Below are 15,739 nucleotides of genomic sequence, written 5' to 3' on the forward strand. Positions count from 1 at the left end.
CGAAGGTCACGCGCCCCGCGCGCGGGAGTGGAGACGAGGATGGGTGTCGATGCCTGGACCACGGGCAGCCGTCACGCGCGTCCACACCGACCGCGCCGCGCGAGTGACTTCCGCCTTCGGGAGGTATCGGCCCTGTGACTGGACGCGGTAGGCCTGACGACAGCGCCGGCCACTCGTTCGACGAGTCCACGGACTGGTTCAGACCGGTCGGTGACCAGCCGGCAACGGCCGTCGGGGTGCTCGACCACCCGGCCCCCGCTGGTGGCCCCCACGGTTTCCCGCCGGCCGACCACCCCAGCTTCCCGCCAGGGGGCTTTCCGCTCAGCGCGCTGAGCGTCACCCCCCAGGACGTCCTCGACGTGCTCGGCCCGGACGCCGACGAGCTGTTGGCCTCGGTCAACGTCGAGATCGACGAACTGATCCGGATGGTCAACGCCGAGACCACGGTGTTGCCGCCGATGCCCGCGGTCCTCTTCCAGGAGGAGTCCGCCGAGGGGCAGCCCGCCGCGGCACCGGCCGCCGACCAGCCGCAGGCTGCGCCGCCGGCCGAGGTGATGGAGGCCGTCACCTCCTGGAAGCGCAAGTTCGTCAAGGCCGCTGTGGCGGCGGCCCTGGTCACCCTGTCCGGCGGTGGCGCCACCGCGCTGGCCATGGACAAGACCGTCACCGTGGACGTGGACGGTCAGCTGCAGACCATCAGCACCTACGAGTCGACCGTGGGCGAGGTCCTGGCCGACCAGGGCATCCAGGTCGGCGCGCACGACGCGCTCAGCCCGTCGCCCCAGGCCGCCATCGGCGACGGCGGCAAGATCACCCTGGAGCGTGGCCGGCAGGTCAAGGTCAGCGTGGACGGCGAGCAGCGCGAGGCGTGGACCCGCGCGCACACCGTCGGCGAGGCGCTCAAGCAGCTCGGCGTGCAGACCGACGGCGCCTGGGTCTCCTCCGACGCCAACGCGCAGATCCCGCTGGAGGGCATGAGCGTTGACGTCAAGAGCAACAAGACGATCACCCTCTTCGACGGCGGCGGTGCCGCCCAGCAGGTCCAGACGACCGCGCTGACCGTCGGCGAGATGCTGCAGGCGCAGGGGATCACCCTCGGCCCCGAGGACTCCATCGACCCGGGGCTGGACGTCAAGCTGGTCAGCGGCTCCGAGATCCACATCAGCCGCACCGGCACGATGGTGATCAACGAGCCGGAGAAGATCGAGCCCCCGGTCCAGAAGATCCAGGACCCGAACATGATGCGGGGCGAGGAGAAGGTCGAGGACGAGGGCACGCCCGGCGAGCAGATCGTCACCTACCGGGTCACCCAGCGCAACGGCGTGGAGACCGCCAGGGAGAAGCTGGGCGTCAGCGTCAAGACCGAGGCCAAGCCCAAGATCGTCCGGGTCGGCACCAAGCTCCCGACGGTGGAGGGCGGCGCGGTGTGGGACCGGCTCGCCCAGTGCGAGGCGTCCGGCAACTGGGCCATCAACAACGGCAACGGCTACTACGGCGGCCTGCAGTTCGACAAGCGCACCTGGGACGCCTACGGCGGTGGCCAGTACGCCGCCTACCCGCACCAGGCCAGCCGCGAGGAGCAGATCGCCATCGCCACCAAGGTCCGCGACGCCCGCGGCGGCACCTACTCGGCCTGGCCGGGCTGCCGCGCCAAGCTGGGCCTGGCCTGAGCCGTCGTGGTCCTGGTCGGGCAGCCCACGCCCACCCCACCTGCCGTGTTCCGCGATGATGGCGTCTTGTGACTGACCAACCCACCTCGGCCGGACCAGGGAGCGCGCTCCTCGGTCCGGCCGACGTTCGTCGGCTCGCCGCCGAACTGGACGTGCGCCCCACCAAGAAGCTGGGGCAGAACTTCGTGCACGACCCGAACACCGTGCGCCGCATCGTGGCCAGCGCCGGCCTTGCCGAGTCCGACGTGGTCCTGGAGGTGGGCCCGGGGCTGGGCTCGTTGACGCTGGCGCTGCTGCCCGCCTGCCGCGCCGTGGTCGCGGTGGAGATCGACCCGGTGCTGGCCGCGCGGCTGCCCCGCACGGTGGGGGAGCGGGCGCCGGGCCTGGCGGACCGGCTGACGGTGGTGGGCGCGGACGCCATGCGGATCAGCGCGGAGCAGTTGCGCGTCGCCGGCCCGCCCCCCACGGCGCTGGTCGCCAACCTGCCCTACAACGTGGCCGTGCCCGTGGTCCTGCACCTGCTGGCCGAGCTGCCCTCGCTGGCCCACGGCCTGGTGATGGTGCAGGCCGAGGTCGCCGACCGGATGGCGGCCGGCCCTGGCAACAAGGTCTACGGGGTGCCCAGCGTCAAGGCCGCGTGGTTCGCGGAGATGCGCCGCGCCGGCACCGTGCCCAGGTCGGTGTTCTGGCCGGTGCCCAACGTGGACTCGGCGCTGGTGGCGTTCACCCGCCGGCCCGCGCCCGCCGACGTGGACCGCGGCGCGGTGTTCGCCGTGGTCGACGCGGCCTTCGCGCAGCGGCGGAAAACCCTGCGCGCGGCACTGGCCGGCTGGGCGGGCTCGCCGGCCGAGGCCGAGCGCGTGCTGGCCGCCGCCGGCGTGCCGGCCACCGCCCGGGGCGAACAGCTCAGCGTCGCCGACTTCGCCCGCATCGCCCAGGCCGCCACCCCCTGATCACCTCCGCACCCGCGCGAGTTGACTTTGCAAACCCCGCGAGTTGCACGTTCGCGCACCGCCAAACAGGTGAAGGATCTGGGCCCGCCCGGCTGTGGCGGCGCGGCGGACGTGGCGGCCGGTGTCCGCAACTGGCCAGTGGCCGGGGCGTGGGTCGGCGGGTGCAACACCCCGTCGTGTGTCACCCACAGGACGTATGGAGAGCACTGAGGGTTGGCGAAACACCAGGTGTGCGGCTTGCCACCCGAACGGGTGAACGGCGCGGGGTGTCACTCGGACGGCGGTGCGTGAAAAGCGAACTCGGGGGGTTTGCAAGGTCGACTCGCGGTGCGTGAAAACACGACTCGCGGGGGCGGGGGTGATGCGTGTCACCCGATCGGGCGGTTGGTGGGGTGGCTAGCGGTGGGTGTCGCCCCGGGCAATGGGCCGACTGGCCGCCGTCATTAGTGCTGGTCGTGCGGCCGAAAGTGTGACATCCCGAACGTTCCTCCGTTTCGGGCGCCAGCTACTTGCGTTCATCCGGTCGTGTCAGGTGTACTGCCTAGGCATCCATCCCGAGCGGCCGAGAGACCTGGCTCTTTGACGCCGCAGCAACCACCCGCCAACGGGCAGGTGCTACCGCCAGGATCGATGGAGGACTTGTGCACTCCGAACGAATGCCCACAGGCTGGCCGAGGCTGGTCAGAAGGATCTGCGTGGACCAGTGTCGGCGTACCGCCACTGGCTGTCTGAGCCACGTGTGAAGTGCCGAACCCGTGAACCGGGTTCGTGCCGTCCCCTCTGACCGAAGCACTTCCCCGAGCCGACCCCACCCGGATGAGTCCGAAGAGGACTGTCGCGCGCCCACCGGCGTCGCGCCGTGTGCTGCTGTGGAGCAAACGTGATCACTGTCGAGAATCTGACCAAGACATTCCCCAGCCAAGGTGGTCCGGTCACCGCGCTGGCCGGTGTGACGCTGGACGTGCGCGCCGGCACGGTCTGCGGTGTGGTCGGCCCCAGCGGTGCCGGCAAGTCCACGCTCGCGCGCTGCGTCGCGCTGCTGGAGCGGCCGGACAGCGGCTCGATCCGGGTGGACGGCACCGACCTGGTCGGATTGGACGGCAGCCGGCTGCGCGCCGCGCGCCGGCAGATCGGGGTGGTGCCCCAGGGCGACTCCCTGCTGCGGCAGCGCACCGCCGCCGGCAACGTGGCGCTCCCGCTGGAGTCGGCCGGGATGCCCGCGCCGCAGCGGCGCAGCCGGGTCGCGGAACTGCTCGACCTGGTCGGCCTGACCGACAAGGCCGGCAACTACCCGGACCAGCTCTCCGGCGGCCAGCGGCAGCGGGTGGCGGTGGCCAGGGCACTGGCCGCGAACCCCTCGGTGCTGCTGGCGGACGAGCCCACCTCGGCACTGGACCCGGAGACCACCGGGTCGGTGCTCACCGTGCTGGACCGGGCCCGCGCCGAACTCGGGGTCACCGTGCTGGTGGTCACCCACGACATGGCCGTGGTGCGGCGCATCTGCGACGACGTGGCCGTGCTGGAACACGGCCGGGTGGTGGAGCACGGTCGCGTGCTCGACCTGGTGTCCGACGCCAACAGCCGCACCGCGGCCACGCTGCTGCCCGAGGTGGACCAGTCGGCGGGCGTGGCCGGTAACCACGACCGGGTCGCCGACGTGGTGCTGGTCGGGTTCGCCGCGGTCGGTGCGCTGCTGCCGGAGGCGGCCAGCCGGTTCGACGTGCAACTGGCCCTGCTCGGCGGCGGCCTGACCCGGCTCGGTGAGACGCCGGTCGCCCGGTTCCGGGTCGGCCTCACCGGCGAGCGGGCCGACTCCGCGCTGGAGTGGATCTCCGACACCGGCGCGGTGGTCGTGCGCACGCCCAAGGGGCCGCAGGGCGTGGCCGCCTGATCGACAGGACAGAGAACGACAGCACAGGAACAGACAGGACGGGACCAAGGTCGGGCGGGACAACGGAAAGCGGGACCGGGTGGCAGCACCTGGTCCACTGAGGACAGTGCTAACAGGACGAGCCGGAACTGAGCCCCCAGGGGTCACCCAGGGGGCTCGCGGCAGTGACGCAGCAGTGGGGACGGGACAGCAAGTGCGGTGTCAGGCGGAGGTCGGCCGGAACGGCCGGGCCTGCCAGCTGGGGTGGAGTGGACTCACCGAGGTGCGGGTCAGCGCGGTGGCGGCCGGAGCGGTCGCCGACGCGGGCCGCGGCGGGGCGGAGGCGAAGTGAGGGCGGCCACCCCCTGGTCCGAGGTGTTCGAACTGCTCAGCGTGGGGACCGGCGAGACGCTGTACATGGTGGGCGTGTCCACGCTGATCGCCACCCTGCTGGGCATCCCGCTGGGCGTGCTGCTGCACCTGAGCGCGCCCAGCGGGCTGCGGCCCAACGTCGTCCTGCACAAGATCCTCGGCACCGTCGTGGACCTGGGCCGGGCCATGCCGTTCCTGGTGCTGCTGGTCGCGCTGACCTCGGTGACCCGGCTGCTGGTGCGCACGTCCATCGGGCCGACCGCGGCGATCGTGCCGCTGGCCGTCGGCGCGGTGCCCTTTGTCGGCCGGCTCGTGCAGAACGTGCTCCGCGAGGTGCACGTGTCCGTGGTGGAGGCGGCCGTGACCACGGGCGCTTCCACCCTGCGGATCGTGCGCAGCGTGCTGCTGCGGGAGTCGGCGCCGGCGCTGATCAACGCCATCGGCGTGACCACCATCGCGCTGCTCGGCTACTCGGCGATGGCCGGGGTGATCGGCGGCGGTGGCCTCGGTGACGTGGCTGTGCGCATCGGCTACCAGCGGTTCGACGACCGGGTGCTGTGGAGCACGGTGGTGCTGCTCGCCGTGCTCACCACGGTGATCCAGCTGCTGTTCGACCTGGCCGCGCGCCTGGTCGACCGCCGGCGCCACGCCAGCACCTGACCGCGGCACCACCTGACCGCGGCGCCTGGCCACCGCGTCCGGCCGAGGCACCCGACCACCGCGCCCGGCCGCGGCACCCGACCACCGCGCCCGGCCACCGCGCCTGACCACCGCGCGAACCGCGCGCCAACCCCAGACCAGCGCCCCCGGCTGACCGGCCGGTGGCGCGTGACCGCTGTCACGGGCGGGCGGACCCGCTGTGACGCCAGCACCCGCGACCAGCGGGTGGATATCGAAAGGAATGCCCGATGCGACTCCGTGCTGCCGTGCCCATCGTGCTTGGCGCCCTGCTCAGCGTGGTCGGCCTGGCCGGCTGCGGCGGGGGCGACACCGGCGCGGCCGGGGCCTCCGCCGACCCGTCCGCCCCGCTCAAGATCGGGGTGAACCCCACGCCGCACGGCGAGATCCTCAAGTACGTGGCCGACAACCTGGCCAAGGACAAGGGGCTGAACCTGCAGATCACCGAGTTCAGCGACTACACCACGCTGAACCCGGCGCTGGTGGCCGGCGACCTCGACGCCAACTACTTCCAGCACATCCCGTTCCTGGAGCAGTACCAGCAGGACAGCGGCAACCAGCTGGCCTGGGTCAGCCCGGTGCACATCGAGCCGCTCGGCCTGTACTCGAACAAGATCACCAGCCTGGACCAGCTGTCCGACGGCGCGACCGTGGCCGTGCCCAACGACGCGGCCAACGAGGCCAGGGCGCTCAAGCTGCTGCAGGACAACGGCGTGCTCAAGCTCAAGGACGGGGTCGAGGAGAAGGCCACCATCCGGGACATCGCGGAGAACCCGAAGAACCTGCAGTTCACCGAGCTGGAAGCGGCCCAGCTGCCGCGCAGCCTGGACGACACCCAGGCGTCGGTGATCAACGGCAACTACGCGATCGAGGCCGGCCTCAAGCCGTCGGAGAAGGCACTGGCCCTGGAGAAGGCGGAGCACAACCCGTACGCCAACGGCCTGGTGACCCGCACCGAACTCAAGGACGACCCGCGGATCAAGAACCTGGCCGAGCTGCTCTCCTCGCAGCAGGTCAAGGACTTCATCAAGCAGCGGTTCACCGACGGCTCGGTGATTCCGGCCTGAGCCGACCCCGGGCGCACCGCGGAACGGTCCGGCTGTCGCGATGGTGGCGGCCGGACCGTTCCGCTGTGTCCGAGGCCCGTTTTCGCCCTGCTGACCTGGGAGGAGAACACATTCAGCGGTAACGCCCGTAGGCTGCATGGTGTGCTCGCCGTTGTACCGCCCCCGGTCACCGTCCGTGTCCCCGCCAAGGTGAACCTTCACCTGGCCGTGCGGGACGTCCGTGCTGATGGCTACCACGAGTTGGCCACCGTCTTCCAGGCGCTGTCCCTGACCGACGAGGTCACCGTCGCCTCGGCGGAGGAGAGCGGCATCGAGGTCACTGGTGAGGGCGCCGACAGCGTGCCCACCGACCAGAGCAACCTGGCCTGGCGCGCGGTCACCGCGCTGGCCAGCCACGTCGGTCGCGACCCCGACGACGCCAAGATCCGGGTCATCATCAAGAAGAACATCCCGGTCGCCGGTGGCATGGCCGGCGGCAGCGCGGACGCCGCTGCCGTGCTGGTCGGCCTGGCCGCGCTGTGGCGGCTGGAGATCGGCCGGGACGAACTCGCCGAGGTGGCCGCCACCCTGGGCAGCGACGTGCCGTTCGCCCTGCACGGGGGCACCGCGCTGGGCACCGGCCGGGGCGAGGAGCTGGTGCCGGTGCTGACCAGGCACACCTTCCACTGGGTGCTGGCCTTCGACCGGCAGGGCCTGTCCACCCCGGCGGTGTTCGCCGAACTGGACCGGCTGCGCGCCGAGGGCGACCCGCCCCGACTGGGGTCCACCGAACCGGTGCTGGAGGCGCTGGCCTCCGGCGACCCCAACCAGCTCGCCCTGCTGCTCGGCAACGACCTGCAGGCCGCGGCCGTGTCGCTGCGTCCGGGGCTGCGGCGCACCCTGCGCGCCGGGGTGAACGCCGGCGCGCTCGCCGGCATCGTGTCCGGGTCCGGCCCGACCTGCGCGTTCCTGTGCAGCGACGCCGACTCGGCGGTGCGGGTGGCCGCCGAGCTGTCCGGCGCCGGCGTGTGCCGGACCGTGCGGGTGGCCCAGGGGCCGGTCCCCGGCGCCAAGCTGGTCACCGGCGACGACCTGCCCCGGTCAACGCCACCGCAGGTGCACGCCTGACCGCGGCCGGCCGGGCTGCGGCGGCCGCCGGGCCGGCCCGGGCGAGCGGCTGATCCGCCGCGCCTGGCCGCCTGGTAGAAACGCCTGGTCGTCGCGGCTGGTCCACCAGCCCGCCACGACCATCGATGATCACGACGAAAGTGCGGGTAGATGGCCAACCTGGTCAATCTGGAATCGGTGTCGAAGTCCTTCGGGGTTCGAGCCCTGCTGGACGAGGTGTCCCTCGGCGTCGGTGACGGGGACCGGATCGGGGTTGTCGGCCTCAACGGCGGCGGCAAGACGACCCTGCTCGAAGTGCTCGCCGGCGTCGAACCGGCCGACAGCGGGCGGGTCAGCCGCATCCGCGACCTGCGCATGGCCGTGGTCACCCAGCGCAGCGAACTGCCCGAGGACGCGACCGTGCGCCAGCTGGTGATCGACCCGCTGGGGTTCACCGCCGAGCACGAGTGGGCCGCCGACCCCCGGGTCCGGTCCATCCTGGACGGCCTGGGCATCACCGCGCTCGGCCTGGACTCGGTGGTGGGCAGCATGTCCGGGGGTGAGCGGCGGCGGGTGTCGCTGGCCGCGGCCCTGGTCCGCGAACTGGACCTGGTCGTGCTGGACGAGCCGACCAACCACCTGGACGTGGAGGGCGTGCGCTGGCTGGCCGAGCACCTGATCGCCCGGCGCTGCGCCCTGGTGGTGGTCACCCACGACCGGTGGTTCCTGGACACCGTGTGCACCCGCACCTGGGAGGTGGTCGGCGGCCGGGTCGAGCAGTACGAGGGCGGCTACGCGGACTGGGTGTTCGCCCGCGCCGAGCGCGCCCGGCTGGCCGAGACGCTGGAGGAGAAGCGGCGCAACCTGGCCCGCAAGGAACTGGCCTGGCTGCGCCGAGGCGCCCCGGCCAGGACCTCCAAGCCCCGGTACCGGATCGAGGCGGCCGAGGCGCTGATCGAGGACGTGCCCTCGCCCCGCGACACCGTGGAGCTGCTGGCGTTCGCCAAGCGGCGGCTCGGCCGGACCGTGATCGAGCTGGAGGACGTCACCCTCACCGCCGGCGAGAAGGTGCTGCTGGACAACGTGACCTGGCGGATCGGGCCCGGTGACCGGATCGGCCTGGTCGGCGTGAACGGCTCGGGCAAGACCACGCTGCTGCGCGCCTTGGCCGGTGAGCAGCAACCGGACGCCGGCCGCCGCGTGCAGGGCCAGACCGTGAAGCTGGCCCACCTGACCCAGGAGCTGCACGACCTGCCACCGGACCTGCGGGTGCTGGAGGCGGTCGAGGAGGTCGCCCGGCGGATGGTGCTCGGCAAGTACGAACTCACCGCCTCGCAGCTGGCCGAGCGGTTCGGTTTCCCCGGCAACCGGCAGTGGACGCCGGTGGGTGACCTGTCCGGCGGCGAGCGGCGGCGGCTGCAACTGGCCCGGCTGCTGATGGCCGAACCGAACGTGCTGCTGCTCGACGAGCCCACCAACGACCTGGACATCGACACCCTCCAGCAGCTGGAGGACCTGCTCGACTCCTGGCCGGGCACCCTGGTGGTCGTCTCGCACGACCGCTACCTGGTGGAACGCGTGTGCGACCAGGTGGTGGCGCTGTTCGGGGACGGGCGGGTGACCAACCTGCCCGGCGGGATCGAGGAGTACCTGCGCCGCCGGGACGCCCAGCGCGAGCAGACCCAGGGCCAGGGCCGGCAGCGGGAGTCCCGGGAGACCGGCGGCCAGGACGCGGTGACCACCGAGGCGGCCAGCCAGCCCAGTGCCGCGGAGCAGCGGGCCGCCCGCAAGGAGCTGGCCAAGCTGGAGCGGCGGCTGGACGTCCTGCACAAGCGGGAGAGCGAGCTGCACACCGCGCTGGCCGAGGCCGCCACCGACCCGGACCGGCTGCTCGCCCTGGACGCCGAGCTGCGGGCCGTGCTCGCCGAGACCGCCGCGGTCGAGGAGCAGTGGATGGCCGCGGCCGAACTCGTGGACGGCTGAACCGACTCCCCGCTCGGGGTTCTGCTCACCAGCCGTGCGTTGCCGCGTGGTACCCGTTGTGCTGGTGGAACCGCAGGGTGGCCTCCACCAGGTCGAGGAACTGGTCCACCTCGTCGGCGTCGTAGCCGCGCCGGTTGTCGGCCGGGCGGTTGAACAGCACGTGCCGCACCTCGTCCGCGGTCAGCTCGTCGGTGCCGCGCAGGGTGGCCTCGACGCGGTCCAGGAAGGCGTCCACCTCGTCCTCCTGGTAGCAGTCGTGGTCGTCGCGGGGGCGGGAGAACGTCACGTTGTGCACGTCGTCCGGGCCCACCGGCCGCGGGATGCCGCTCAGGCCGTTGCCCGGTGTCGAGCCGCCGGCCTGGGCCTCCCGCTCCACCAGTTCGGCGGTGACCAGGTCGAGGAACGCGTCCACCTCCTCCTCCCGGTAGCCGCGGCTGAGCAGCGGGGCGCGGCTGAAGGTGACCTGCTGGACCTGCGCGGCGGTGATCGCGGTGCCACCGCGCAGGGTCGACTCCACGAGGTCGAGGAACGCGTCGACCTCCCCCATGTGGTACCCGCGTGTCCCCGGGGCGGACCTGGCGAACACCACTTCGTGCACGTCGTCGGGACCGAGGCCCATGACTCCTCCAGTGCTGGCCGGTGCCGGCGCCTGTATCCTCGCCCGTCCGCCTGGATCCCGCACGGCCAGAAAGGGTGAGTCCTGGGGCGGGTGTCGGAGTGATCGAGAGCCGGACGGACGGCTGTGCCGCACGTCCTAAGCTCACCCCATGAGTCGGTTCGTGGACACGCTGCTCAGCACCGCTGCTGGGGGCGGCACCATCAGTGGGATGACGACCGGGGAACCCGGTCAGCCGATGCGGCGCACCTGGGCGCAGGTGCACGAGGTGGGCCGGCGCATGGCCGGCGCCCTGGTCGCGGCCGGGGTCACCCCCGGGCAGGCGGTCGCCGTGCTGGCCGGTGATCCCGCGCTGATCGCCCCGGCCATCCAGGCCGTGTGGCTGGCCGGCGGCAGCGTCACCATGCTGCACCAGCCCACCCCGCGCACCGATCTGGCCCACTGGGCCCAGGACACCCTGCGCACCCTCGCGATGATCGACGCCGGGCTGGTGCTGCTGGGCGCCCCGTTCGACGGGCTGGCCGGGGTGCTGGACGAGAACGGCATCGCCCACCTCGCCCTGGACGGGCTGGACGCGGACCAGCAGCCGATCGGCGCGCCGGTCGAGGTCGCCGAGGACGCCACCGCGCTGCTCCAACTGACCAGCGGCTCCACCGCCGACCCCAAGGCGGTGCGGATCACCCACGGCAACCTGATCGCCAACATCAGCGCCATGGCCGAGATGGCCAAGCTCGACCCGGGCCGGGACGTGATGGTGTCCTGGCTGCCGCTGTTCCACGACATGGGCATGGTCGGCTTCCTGACCCTGCCGATGGTGTTCGGCGTGGAACTGGTCAAGGTCACCCCGGCCGACTTCCTGGCCCGCCCGCTGCTGTGGCCCGAGCTGATCAGCAAGCACCGGGGCACGCTCACCGCCGCGCCCAACTTCGCCTACGCCATCGCCGGTCGCCGGATGGCCCGGGTGGACGAGGACGACGCGTTCGACCTGTCCACCCTGCGGGTGGCGCTCAACGGCGCCGAGCCGATCGACCCCAAGGCGGTGGCCGCGTTCACCGACGCGGGCGCCCGGTTCGGCCTGCCGCCGGAGTGCGTGCTGTGCGCCTACGGCATGGCCGAGGCCACCCTGGCGGTGTCGTTCGCGCCGCTGTTCACCGGGCTGGCCGTGGACGAGGTGGACGCCGAGCAGCTGGAGTCGGCGCGCCGGGCCGTTCCGGCCCGCGCCGGTGCCGCGACCAGGGCGTTCCCGTTACTGGGGCCGCCGCTGCCTGGCATCGAGGTGCGCGTGCTCGACGAGCACGGCAACGAGCTGGGCGAGCGCCAGGTGGGCGCACTGCAACTGCGCGGCAGCTCGGTCACGCCCGGCTACCTCACCACCGCCGGCCCGGTGCCCACCCAGGACGAGCAGGGCTGGCTGGACAGCGGGGACGAGGGCTACCTGGCCGACGGCCAGGTGGTGGTGTGCGGCCGGCGCAAGGACGTGATCATCATGGGTGGCCGCAACATCTACCCGACCGACATCGAGCGGGCCGCCGACTCGGTCGAGGGCGTGCGCGCCGGCAACGCCGTGGCCGTGCGGCTGGACGCGGGCACCCGCCGGGAGCGGTTCGCCGTGGCCCTGGAGTCCCGGCTGGCCGGTGACGCCGAGGCCGAGGGCGCGCTGCGCAAGGCGGTCACCGCGCGGATCATGGACGCGGTGGGCGCGCGCCCCTACGCCGTGGCCGTGCTGCCCCCGGGCAGCCTGCCCAAGACCCCGTCCGGCAAGCTGCGCCGCGCCGCCGCCGCCGACCTGATCCCGACCAGCTGACCCGAGCAGCTGACCCGAGCAGCGGGGCGGGGCCGGCCGTGCGCCGCGCCCTGCCCCGCGAACACCGCTAGCCGGTGATCTCCTCGGTCCCGTCGCCGGCCAGGGGCACGTACCGCACGGTCACGTCGGCCGGAATCGCGGCCTTGACCTTGTGGGCGAGCAGGCGGCCCCGCGCGTCGAACTCCTGGATCTGCCGCGCGTCCTGGAAGCCGGATTCCGCGGGATCGTCCGGTCGGAAGGTGTTCTGGAAGCTGACGTCCCACGCCTCGATCTCGGCGATGAGTTCCGGTTCGAGTGGAAGAACCTCGCTGATCTCCTCCGGCAGATACGGTTCGGGAACCGCCTCCTCGTCGCGGTACACCCAGAACGGGCCGATTTGCCAGTCGCTTCGAATCTTCACCACCAGGCGGTGCGGCGCGGTCATCTCCACCTTCTGCGTGTGCTGGCCGGGAATCTCTTCGAGTGGACCGTGCTCATGGCAGGGGCTTCAACTTCCCCCTGTTGAACGGGTTCGCGCCAACGAGGTAGCCGTTGTCACCGACGCTGACCGCCACCATGATGGACCGGCCCTGGTGGGTGAGGGCGTGGACGACTCGGCCCCGACCGCGCACACCCACCGGTCTGCCGACCGTCACCGCCCGGAACACCACGTCGAGGATGTCCTCCTGACGGACACCGCACCTCTCGAAGTCGCCAACGCGGTCCTCCGCCAGGATGTGCCTGGCGCCCGACTTCGGGGTGCCCTCCTCCAGCCAGACGATCCGGCCGCGCTGGTCCCGGCCGATGCGGATCACCCGTTCCGGGGTGATCTTGTGCCCGGCGCGCTGCACCTCGGCGATCAGGGCCGGATCGACCGGGGCCGGATCGATCAGGGCCGGACTGATCGCGGTTCGGGGTGGAACGCCCGGTGGTGGGCCGGCGGGTGGCGGGTCGGCCGGTGATGTGGTGCCGGCCAGGCGGGCGAGGTAGTCGTGCAGCAGGGCGGTGGCCGTGCGCAGGTCCGCGGCGACCCGGTCCATCTCGTCGGGCACCGGGGCCAGCGCGGTGACCGCGTCGCCCAGTTCCGGCCGGTTGCTCTCCCGGGCCAGTTGGCCGAGCAGGGGCAGGGTGTCGACGCGCAGCTGGTCGGCGACGCCGGTCAGGTCGTCGGGGTGGACCAGGTCGAGTGCGGCCCGAACGCGGGCGATGACCTCGCCGAGCGACGCCATGTCGGGTGCCTAGATCGTGCTGGCATAGGCGTTGAGGTGGTCGATGGCGGCGGTGAGCCGGTCGAGGACGTCACGTATTCGGTCGAGTGATTGTGCCATCAAGAGAATGGCCGTGGTGGCGTCGGCATCGGCGGTGGACTGGAGCGCGTGCGATATCACCGCCAGCGCCTCGTGCACATTCTCCCGGTGCTGTTCCACCAGGGCGAGCGGCAGGATTTCGGTTACCGCGCCGAGCAGTGCCCGCACGCCGGAAATGTCCACTGACATTGTGTCCCCCTTAACGAAATCAACGCATCGTAGCAATTCGGGGGGTGTTCAGCGGTACCCCGGAAAAGGGGGAAATTGCGTGCGACCGGCCAGTGCGCCGGTAATTCCGTCACCGCCCCGGAAGTGTTGGGGACGGCTCACAAGATTGGTGTACCCCCAACCGGGGACACCGATCACGCGCTGATCACGGCGGTGTTCAGTGGAACGTGTTCTGGCTGGCTTCCAGGCCCTTGGTGAGCAGCGACTCCACCGCGTCCGCGCACTGGTCCACCAGCAGCGCCAGCTCCCTGCGCTCGGCCGTGGCGAAGTCGCGCAGCACGTAGTCGGCCGGATCCATCCGACCGGGCGGCCGGCCGACGCCGAAGCGCACCCGGTAGTAGTCCCTGGTGCCCAGTGACTTGCTGATCGAGCGCAGCCCGTTGTGCCCGCCCTCGCCGCCGCCGAACTTCAGCCGGACCGTGCCGAACGGCAGGTCGAGTTCGTCGTGCACCACCACCAGGGCCTGCGGGGTGATCTTGTAGAACCGGGCCGTGCCGGCCACCGGCCCACCGGCGAGGTTCATGAACGAGCGCGGCTTGGCCAGCACCGCCCGGTGGCCGGCCAGCCGGCCCTCGACCACCTCGGCGCCGCCCTTGTGCGCCTTGAACTTCCCGCCCAGCCGGGCAGCCAGCTCGTCAACCACCAGGAAACCGGCGTTGTGCCGGTTGCCGGCGTACTGCGGCCCCGGATTGCCCAGACCGACCACCAGGGCCAGGTCGCTGTGCTCGATGCCGCCGCCGACCCCGGTCGCTCCCGCCTCACCGACCACGTGACCGCAACTCCTGCTCCAACTCGTCCAACAACTCGTCAACGGCCCTGACCTGGTAGCCCCGGCGCAGCCCCGAGGTGGTGCCGAACCTGGTGCTGGCCACCTCGAACGCGGTCACCGTGCCCCGGCCGTCCAGGGTGGCCGCCGCGCGGGCGAGCAGGGCGTCGACTTCGAGGGGATCGTATCCGTGCCCGGCCCTGGGCAGCCGCACCGCGCGCAGGTCGGCGCCGGTGCGCAGCCGGGTCGGGCTGACCCGGCCGGACGCCAGGGCCTGCTCGGCCCTGGCCAGGAACGCGTCCACCTCCCGGGCCGACCAGGCCCGGCGGGCGTCCGCGGCCCGGTGGAACCGCGCCGCGCGCACCTCGGCGGCGCTCAGCTGGTCGCGGCCGGCCAGGGTGTCGGCGATCCGGTGCAGGAAGGCCGCCACCTCGTCCCGGTCGTAACCGGGATCACCGCGCCCGGGGCGGCCGAACCGGAGCCGGCGCACCTGGGCCGGGTCCAGCGGCTCGACCTCGTCCAGGCTGCCGGACAGGTGCCGGGGAAACGTGTCCGGCCCGGGCGCGGGCCCGGGTAATCGCGGATCCGCCGTCCCGTCCGGAAAACGAAACGGCACGCCGGCCCCGGTGTCCCGGGGCGGCGTGCCGTCAGGCTCACCCGACGTGATTGGCTCAGCCTTGGGCAGCGGCCTCGCCGCTCTCGGAGGCCTGCTCCACCACACCGGCGCCCTCGACGTCGATGGTGGACTCCATCTGCGCGGCGGTCGGGGCGGCGGCCACGACGACCAGCAGGTGGTCGGCGGGGGTCACCAGGGTCACGCCCGAGGGCAGGCTGAGGTCGCTGGCGTGGATCTGGGCACCGGCCTGGACACCGGCCACCGACACCTCGAACTGCTCGGGGATGTTCAGGGCGTCGGCCTCGACCTGGACGCTGTCGGCCTCCTGGGTGACCAGGGTGCCGGGAGCGGCCTCACCGGTCAGCACGACCGGCACGTCCACGGTGACCTTCTCGCCGCGCTTGACCAGCAGCAGGTCAACGTGCTCGATGTAGTTCTTGATCGGGTGGGTGGTGACGGTCTTGGTCAGGGCCAGCTCACTGCCGGCGCTGTCGATGTCCAGCGTCAGCACTGCGTTCTGGCCGTGCTCCCGGACGACACGGGCGAACTCGAGCGCCGGCAGGGCCAGGTGCTTCGGGTCGGAACCGTGGCCGTAGAGCACCGCGGGGATCTTGCCGGCACGTCGGGTGCGGCGGGCAGCGCCCTTGCCGAACTCGGTACGCGGCTCGGCGGCGAGACGGACCTCGGACACGGTGGTGCTCTCCTTGTTACGTCGGGCGGGATGGTTACACATCCGGCATCAAA

Annotated in this window: 16 protein-coding genes and 1 riboswitch; of the genes, 9 read left to right on the top strand and 7 right to left on the bottom strand. The window is 72.2% G+C overall.

Annotated features, from left to right (window positions below):
• Positions 1-134 precede the first annotated feature (134 nt).
• The 8 genes from LX83_RS28465 (at position 135) to LX83_RS28500 (ending at position 9,679) form a co-directional block, all read left to right on the top strand.
• Positions 135-1,670: a ubiquitin-like domain-containing protein gene (locus tag LX83_RS28465; RefSeq protein WP_253776850.1), complete on the top strand. Its 1,536-nt coding sequence runs from the start codon at positions 135-137 to the stop codon at positions 1,668-1,670.
• Between the two features lie 68 nt (positions 1,671-1,738).
• Positions 1,739-2,623, top strand: coding sequence for a 16S rRNA (adenine(1518)-N(6)/adenine(1519)-N(6))-dimethyltransferase RsmA (rsmA, locus tag LX83_RS28470; protein WP_253776852.1), 885 nt, complete (start codon positions 1,739-1,741; stop codon positions 2,621-2,623).
• 546 nt (positions 2,624-3,169) lie between these two features.
• Positions 3,170-3,260: riboswitch (SAM riboswitch) on the top strand.
• A 243-nt stretch (positions 3,261-3,503) separates the two neighbouring features.
• Positions 3,504-4,514: a methionine ABC transporter ATP-binding protein gene (locus LX83_RS28475; protein ID WP_253776854.1), complete on the top strand. Its 1,011-nt coding sequence runs from the start codon at positions 3,504-3,506 to the stop codon at positions 4,512-4,514.
• Between the two features lie 193 nt (positions 4,515-4,707).
• Positions 4,708-4,845 carry a hypothetical protein gene (locus tag LX83_RS28480; RefSeq protein WP_253776856.1) on the top strand — a complete coding sequence of 46 codons (138 nt, stop codon included), beginning with the start codon at positions 4,708-4,710 and terminating at the stop codon, positions 4,843-4,845.
• Positions 4,842-5,525 carry a methionine ABC transporter permease gene (locus LX83_RS28485; RefSeq protein ID WP_253776858.1) on the top strand — a complete coding sequence of 228 codons (684 nt, stop codon included), beginning with the start codon at positions 4,842-4,844 and terminating at the stop codon, positions 5,523-5,525. The genes LX83_RS28480 and LX83_RS28485 overlap by 4 nt, the downstream gene beginning before the upstream one ends.
• Positions 5,526-5,773: 248 nt before the next feature.
• Complete coding sequence (locus LX83_RS28490) at positions 5,774-6,610, top strand: MetQ/NlpA family ABC transporter substrate-binding protein (RefSeq protein ID WP_253776860.1); 837 nt, start codon at positions 5,774-5,776, stop codon at positions 6,608-6,610.
• A gap of 141 nt (positions 6,611-6,751) precedes the next feature.
• On the top strand, positions 6,752-7,717 hold the full coding sequence (locus tag LX83_RS28495) for a 4-(cytidine 5'-diphospho)-2-C-methyl-D-erythritol kinase (protein WP_253776862.1): 966 nt from the start codon (positions 6,752-6,754) through the stop codon (positions 7,715-7,717).
• Between the two features lie 150 nt (positions 7,718-7,867).
• The gene (locus tag LX83_RS28500) at positions 7,868-9,679 is read left to right on the top strand and encodes an ABC-F family ATP-binding cassette domain-containing protein (protein WP_253776864.1); all 1,812 of its coding nucleotides are present in this window, start codon (positions 7,868-7,870) and stop codon (positions 9,677-9,679) included.
• A gap of 25 nt (positions 9,680-9,704) precedes the next feature.
• On the opposite strand, the gene LX83_RS38090 is transcribed toward LX83_RS28500, so the two are convergent.
• Entirely contained in the window at positions 9,705-10,298 is a 594-nt protein-coding gene (locus tag LX83_RS38090; RefSeq protein ID WP_301329052.1) for a DivIVA domain-containing protein, read from the bottom strand.
• A gap of 148 nt (positions 10,299-10,446) precedes the next feature.
• Here LX83_RS38090 and LX83_RS28520 point away from each other — a divergent pair, with 148 nt between their 5' ends.
• Positions 10,447-12,099, top strand: coding sequence for a fatty acyl-AMP ligase (locus tag LX83_RS28520; protein WP_253776866.1), 1,653 nt, complete (start codon positions 10,447-10,449; stop codon positions 12,097-12,099).
• Positions 12,100-12,166: 67 nt separating this feature from the next.
• Here the strand turns inward: LX83_RS28520 and LX83_RS28525 are convergent, their stop codons facing one another.
• From LX83_RS28525 to LX83_RS28550, 6 genes are all read right to left on the bottom strand, one after another.
• The gene (locus LX83_RS28525; RefSeq protein ID WP_253776868.1) at positions 12,167-12,523 is read right to left on the bottom strand and encodes a hypothetical protein; all 357 of its coding nucleotides are present in this window, start codon (positions 12,521-12,523) and stop codon (positions 12,167-12,169) included.
• 49 nt (positions 12,524-12,572) lie between these two features.
• Positions 12,573-13,307 carry a hypothetical protein gene (locus tag LX83_RS28530; RefSeq protein WP_253776870.1) on the bottom strand — a complete coding sequence of 245 codons (735 nt, stop codon included), beginning with the start codon at positions 13,305-13,307 and terminating at the stop codon, positions 12,573-12,575.
• Between the two features lie 9 nt (positions 13,308-13,316).
• Complete coding sequence (locus LX83_RS28535) at positions 13,317-13,574, bottom strand: hypothetical protein (RefSeq protein WP_253776873.1); 258 nt, start codon at positions 13,572-13,574, stop codon at positions 13,317-13,319.
• 196 nt (positions 13,575-13,770) lie between these two features.
• Positions 13,771-14,382, bottom strand: a complete 612-nt coding sequence (gene pth, locus LX83_RS28540; RefSeq protein ID WP_253776875.1) for an aminoacyl-tRNA hydrolase — start codon at positions 14,380-14,382, stop codon at positions 13,771-13,773.
• Complete coding sequence (locus LX83_RS28545) at positions 14,372-14,995, bottom strand: DivIVA domain-containing protein (RefSeq protein ID WP_253776877.1); 624 nt, start codon at positions 14,993-14,995, stop codon at positions 14,372-14,374. The genes pth and LX83_RS28545 overlap by 11 nt, the downstream gene beginning before the upstream one ends.
• 55 nt (positions 14,996-15,050) lie before the next feature.
• Complete coding sequence (locus tag LX83_RS28550; protein WP_253776879.1) at positions 15,051-15,686, bottom strand: 50S ribosomal protein L25/general stress protein Ctc; 636 nt, start codon at positions 15,684-15,686, stop codon at positions 15,051-15,053.
• Between the last annotated feature and the right edge of the window lie 53 nt (positions 15,687-15,739).

The organism is Goodfellowiella coeruleoviolacea, from assembly GCF_024171785.1.
Classification (GTDB): domain Bacteria; phylum Actinomycetota; class Actinomycetes; order Mycobacteriales; family Pseudonocardiaceae; genus Goodfellowiella; species Goodfellowiella coeruleoviolacea.

Coding starts and splice junctions, on each gene's coding strand:
- LX83_RS28520 (WP_253776866.1), top strand. CDS start 10,447: ATGAGTCGGTTCGTGGACACGCTGCTCAGCACCGCTGCTGGGGGCGGC.
- LX83_RS28530 (WP_253776870.1), bottom strand. CDS start 13,307: ATGGCGTCGCTCGGCGAGGTCATCGCCCGCGTTCGGGCCGCACTCGAC.
- LX83_RS28535 (WP_253776873.1), bottom strand. CDS start 13,574: ATGTCAGTGGACATTTCCGGCGTGCGGGCACTGCTCGGCGCGGTAACC.
- LX83_RS28500 (WP_253776864.1), top strand. CDS start 7,868: ATGGCCAACCTGGTCAATCTGGAATCGGTGTCGAAGTCCTTCGGGGTT.
- LX83_RS38090 (WP_301329052.1), bottom strand. CDS start 10,298: ATGGGCCTCGGTCCCGACGACGTGCACGAAGTGGTGTTCGCCAGGTCC.
- LX83_RS28525 (WP_253776868.1), bottom strand. CDS start 12,523: ATGACCGCGCCGCACCGCCTGGTGGTGAAGATTCGAAGCGACTGGCAA.
- LX83_RS28490 (WP_253776860.1), top strand. CDS start 5,774: ATGCGACTCCGTGCTGCCGTGCCCATCGTGCTTGGCGCCCTGCTCAGC.